The organism is Kitasatospora sp. NPDC036755 (assembly GCF_040636595.1).
Taxonomy (GTDB): Bacteria; Actinomycetota; Actinomycetes; order Streptomycetales; family Streptomycetaceae; genus Kitasatospora.
In genome coordinates this window covers 1-4530 of sequence record NZ_JBEZUT010000484.1, presented here as the reverse complement: position 1 = coordinate 4530, position 4530 = coordinate 1, and the positions used below count along the sequence as shown (strand labels likewise).

At 75.2% G+C, this 4530-nt stretch carries 4 protein-coding genes and 1 pseudogene; 1 reads left to right on the top strand and 4 read right to left on the bottom strand.

Annotated elements, in window-relative coordinates; translation table 11 throughout:
• Window positions 1–1433 (bottom strand): histidine ammonia-lyase (gene hutH, locus AB0E96_RS38445; RefSeq protein WP_359831077.1); only part of this gene is annotated, 1433 nt, incomplete at its 3' end.
• Window positions 1434–1552: 119 nt separating this feature from the next.
• The gene (locus AB0E96_RS38440) at window positions 1553–2719 is read right to left on the bottom strand and encodes a macrolide family glycosyltransferase (RefSeq protein WP_359831079.1); all 1167 of its coding nucleotides are present in this window, start codon (window positions 2717–2719) and stop codon (window positions 1553–1555) included.
• A 123-nt stretch (window positions 2720–2842) separates the two neighbouring features.
• Between AB0E96_RS38440 and AB0E96_RS38435 the strand changes: the two genes are divergently transcribed.
• Window positions 2843–3463: a TetR/AcrR family transcriptional regulator gene (locus AB0E96_RS38435; RefSeq protein ID WP_359831075.1), complete on the top strand. Its 621-nt coding sequence runs from the start codon at window positions 2843–2845 to the stop codon at window positions 3461–3463.
• Here AB0E96_RS38435 and AB0E96_RS38430 read toward each other — a convergent pair.
• Together AB0E96_RS38430 and AB0E96_RS38425 are read right to left on the bottom strand one after the other, a co-directional pair.
• Window positions 3441–3776, bottom strand: a complete 336-nt coding sequence (locus tag AB0E96_RS38430) for a hypothetical protein (RefSeq protein ID WP_359831073.1) — start codon at window positions 3774–3776, stop codon at window positions 3441–3443. The genes AB0E96_RS38435 and AB0E96_RS38430 overlap by 23 nt on opposite strands.
• A 149-nt stretch (window positions 3777–3925) precedes the next feature.
• Window positions 3926–4530: pseudogene (locus AB0E96_RS38425) on the bottom strand (sensor domain-containing diguanylate cyclase); the annotation flags it as partial.

Here is a 4530-nt window from a genome sequence, read left to right as displayed (position 1 = left end):
GAACGGCGGCGGGTCGCTGCGGTGCCGGCACCGTCGGCCTGCTGGCGGATCTCCAGGGCGCGGGCGGAGGCGGTGAGTTCGACGGCCAGGATGCGGCCGAGGTTGGCCACCGCCTGGCGCAGCTTGCGCGCGGCCGACCAGCCCATCGACACGTGGTCCTCCTGCATCGCGGAGGACGGGATCGAGTCGACCGAGGCGGGGACGGCGAGCCGCTTGTTCTCGCTGACCAGTGCCGCCTGGGTGTACTGGGCGATCATCAGGCCGGAGTCCACGCCCGGGTCGTCGGCCAGGAAGGCCGGCAGGCCGTGCGAGCGGGCCTTGTCGAGGAGCCGGTCGGTGCGCCGCTCGGAGATGGAGCCGAGGTCGGCGGCGGCGATGGCGAGGAAGTCCAGCACGTAGGCGACCGGGGCGCCGTGGAAGTTGCCGTTGGACTCCACCCGGCCGTCCGGCAGCACCACCGGGTTGTCGACCGAGGCGGCCAGCTCGCGGGAGGCGACCAACCGGGCGTGCGTCAGGGTGTCCCGGCCCGCGCCGGCCACCTGCGGGGCGCAGCGGATCGAGTACGCGTCCTGGACCCGCGGCGCGTCGTCCTGGTGGTGGCCGGTGAGGCCGGAGTCCTTGAGGACGGCGAGCATGTTGGCGGCGCTCAGCGCCTGGCCGGGGTGGGGGCGGATCGGGGCGTGCAGCTCGGGGGCGAGCACCTTGTCGGTGCCGAGCAGCGCCTCCAGGCTCATCGCGGCGGTGATGTCGGCGGTGGTGAACAGGCGCTGGAGGTCGGCGATGGCCATGACCAGCATGCCGAGCATGCCGTCGGTGCCGTTGATGAGGGCGAGGCCCTCCTTCTCCAGCAGCTCGACGGGCTCGATCCCGGCGGCGGCGAGCAGTTCGGCGGCGGGCTTCTCGACGCCGTCCGGACCGGTGGCGGTGCCCTCGCCCATCAGGACCAGCGCGCAGTGCGACAGCGGCGCGAGGTCGCCGGAGCAGCCGAGCGAGCCGAACTCCCGGACGACCGGGGTGATGCCCGCGTTGAGCAGGTCGGCCATGGTCCGGGCGACCAGCGGCCGGACGCCGGTACGGCCGGAGGCCAGGGTCTTCATCCGCAGGAACATCAGCGCGCGGACCACCTCGCGCTCGACCACCGGCCCCATGCCGGCGGCGTGCGAGCGCACCAGCGAGCGCTGCAGCTGGGCGCGCAGCTCGGGGCTGATGTGGCGCACGGCGAGCGCGCCGAAGCCGGTCGACACCCCGTAGACGGGGCGCGGCTCGGCCGCGAGGGCGTCGATCCGCGCACGGGCGGCGGCCATCTCGGCCTGCGCGTCGGGTCCGATCTCGACCCGGGCGTTGCCCCGGGCGACGGCCAGGACGTCCTCGGCGCTGACGTCGGCCTTGCCGACCAGGACCAGCGGAGCGTCGGGGGCCACAGCACTGTGCATATCCATATACACCATCACATCAGGTGAATGAAGATATGACAACAGGTGCTCGCCATCCGGATTCTCCGCCCTCCGGACCGGCACCGCACACCGCGGCCCCCGCGCCACCCCCGGTCACCTCACTTCACGAGCTCGGCCTCGATGAGGTCCACCGCCCGGGCGGTGCCGCCCTCGGCGCGGCCGGCGGCGGACAGCTCGCGCAGCCGCTCGGCCACCGCCGGGTCGCCGACCAGCTCCAGCAGGGCGGAGCGCAGCGCCTCCGGGGTGGCCTGCTCGGTGTCCAGCCGGCGGGCGACGCCGAGGCCGACCAGGGCGTCCGCGTTGGCGAACTGGTCGGCGGCCTGCGGCACCGCGATCATCGGCAGCGCGTGGAACAGCCCCTCGCTGGAGCCCCCCATGCCCGCGTGGGTGACGAAGGCGTCCGCCTGGGAGAGCACCGACAGCTGCGGCACCCAGCGGTGCACCTCGACGGTGTCCGGCACCTCGCCGAGCCCGGCCAGGTCGGTGTGCTTGCCGACCTGGAGCACGGTGTGCCAGCCCGGCAGCGTGCCGAAGGCCTCGACGCAGGCCCGGTAGAACGCCGGGTGGTGGGTGAAGGCCGAGCCCAGCGAGACCAGCAGCACCTTCTCGGCACTGGCCGGCCGCTGCCACCGCCCCTGGTGGGCCCGGTCGCCGAAGCAGGGCCCGACGAAGGTGAAGCGCCGGTCGTCGACCCGGTCGGCGTTGGGCTGCAGGGCGCGCGGGACGAGCGCGACGCACCGCTCGGGGCGGCCCTTGAAGGCCTCCACGTCGCGCTCCACCGCGCCGGCCCCGGCCAGCCAGTCGGCGAACCGGCGGTAGTGCTCGGGGCCGCCGGGGCCGTTGCGGGTCGCCTCGAAGACGGCGGCCAGGTCCTCCTCGATGCCCTCCCAGCCGACGAAGGTGGACGACAGCTGCACCACCGGCACGCCGAACCGCTCGCCGAGGGCCCGCCCGGCGAACCCCGCGATGTCGTAGAGCACCAGGTCGGGGCGGTCGTCCTCGAAGGCCTCCAGCATGGCGGACCACGCCGACAGGGTGTCGTCCAGGAACACGTCCTGGATCGCCACCGGGTCCTCCGGCCAGCCGGCCGGGTCGTCGGCGAGCGGGAGCTTCGTCGAGTACGGGACGAGCGTGGCGCCGGTGGACTCGACGGTCTCCCGGAAGGAGGGGTCGTTGACGTAGCTGACCCGGTGGCCGCGGGCGACCAGCTCGGCGATCACGGCGAGGCTGGGGTTGACGTGGCCGTGGGCCGGTACGGAGACCATCAGGATGTGTGCGGGGCGGTTCACGGGCACCTCCGGGGGCAGCGACCAAGACGAGACGGATCGTCTCGCTTTTCTTGAGAAGACAATACGTCTCGTCTCGCCATCTCGTCTAGAATTTTTCCCATGGCTTCCAGAACCGCTCCCGACCCCGCCCGCCGCAGCGAACGCGCCCGCGCCGCCGTCCTCGCCGCCGCCATCGAACTCGTCTCCGAAGTCGGCTACGGCAAGGTCACCATCGAGGCGATCGCCGCCCGGGCCGGCGTCGGCAAGCAGACCATCTACCGGTGGTGGCCCTCCAAGGGAGCGGTCGTCTTCGACGCCTTCCTCGCCGCCGGCGAGCACGACGGCGGCCTCGCCCTGCCCGACACCGGCGACCTGGCCGCCGACCTCCGCGCCGTGCTGCGCCCCACCAGCGACGAACTCTCCGACCCGGCCACCGACCGCACCTACCGGGCGCTCGTCGCCGAGATCCTCAACGACCCGGCGCTGCACGACGAGTACCGCACCCGGCTGCTGGACCCCCTGCTGGAGGTCACCCGGGACCGCCTGCGCAGCGCCCGCGAGGCCGGCCGACTCGCCCCCGACGCCGACCTCGACCTCGCCGTCGAGCTCCTCTACGGCCCGATCTACTACCGCTGGCAGTACCGGCTCGGCCCGCTCACCCACGAGCACGCCGACCGCCTGGTCGACGCCGCCCTGCGGGCCCTCGACCCGCCTGCGGCTACCGGCGGTTCCGGCGCCTGACCCGGAACACGGCCACCACCGCGACCAGCACGCAGAGCAGCAGGACGACGGCGGCCCAGGTGAGCGCCCCGCCGACCCCGCCGTGCGAACCGTGCCGCGCCCCGCGCTTCTTCGACCTGGCGAGGGCGGACTCCGTGACCCGGTGCGCCCCGGCGGCGGTCCGCAGCTGGGGCGCCCGCTCGGGCACCGTCCGCACCGCCCCGGCCGTCCGCACCGGCGCCGACACCACCGCCGCCGCCGGGGCGGCCCCCGTCGCCACGCCCCCGAGCACCAGCACCCCGGCCACCGCCGGCCCCGCCCACCGTCCGCCCATGACCGAACCCCCGCTCCCCGAACGACCGCCGGCCCCCACCATCCACCGCCCGGGGGCACCCCGGTACCCCCGGTGCCCGACCGCGACCCGGCCGGAACACACCCGTCACCGAATCCGCACACCGGCGGCCCGGCCGCGCCGGCGGCCCCTCAGACCGCCGGCGGCGAGGCCGGCCCCGACAGTGCGACCGAGACCAGGGCGCGCATGGCGCAGGCGGCCTGCCCCAGCGGCAGGGTGGCGTCGTCGGCGAAGAGCTCCACCAGCCAGCCGCCGGCCGGGTTCTGGCCGCCCGCGGCGACCATGCCCCGGTAGCCGGAGACCACCAGCATCGCCTCCTCCGCCGGGTCGTTGCCGGCCGCGCCCGCCCGCAGGGCGAAGGCGCCGCCGCGGACGGCACGGCGGGTCATCGGGTAGTGGCGGAGGTCGAACACCGCGTCGGGGGCCTCGATCCGGGCCCGTTGGGTCTCGGCGCGGACGCTGCGGGGGCCGCTGGTCATCCGGTAGACGGCGTGCTGGGCGGTGCGCATCAGATGGGAGCCGGGCGGGACGTACGAGACCCACCAGCCGACGGCGTCCAGCAACCGGGCCGAGGCCTCGGCGACCACGACCAGCTTGCCGAGGGTGTCCGCCGGGTGGACGGCCCGGGCCGTGGCGGTCCGGTCGAGCGAGGTGAGCACCGCGGTGAGCAGCTGGCCCGGGTCGGCGCTGTGCGCGGCGCCGCGGAACCGCCGCCGGTCGCCCGCCCCGGCGCGGC

Coding starts and splice junctions, on each gene's coding strand:
- AB0E96_RS38440 (WP_359831079.1), bottom strand. CDS start 2,719: ATGGTCTCCGTACCGGCCCACGGCCACGTCAACCCCAGCCTCGCCGTG.
- AB0E96_RS38435 (WP_359831075.1), top strand. CDS start 2,843: ATGGCTTCCAGAACCGCTCCCGACCCCGCCCGCCGCAGCGAACGCGCC.
- AB0E96_RS38430 (WP_359831073.1), bottom strand. CDS start 3,776: ATGGGCGGACGGTGGGCGGGGCCGGCGGTGGCCGGGGTGCTGGTGCTC.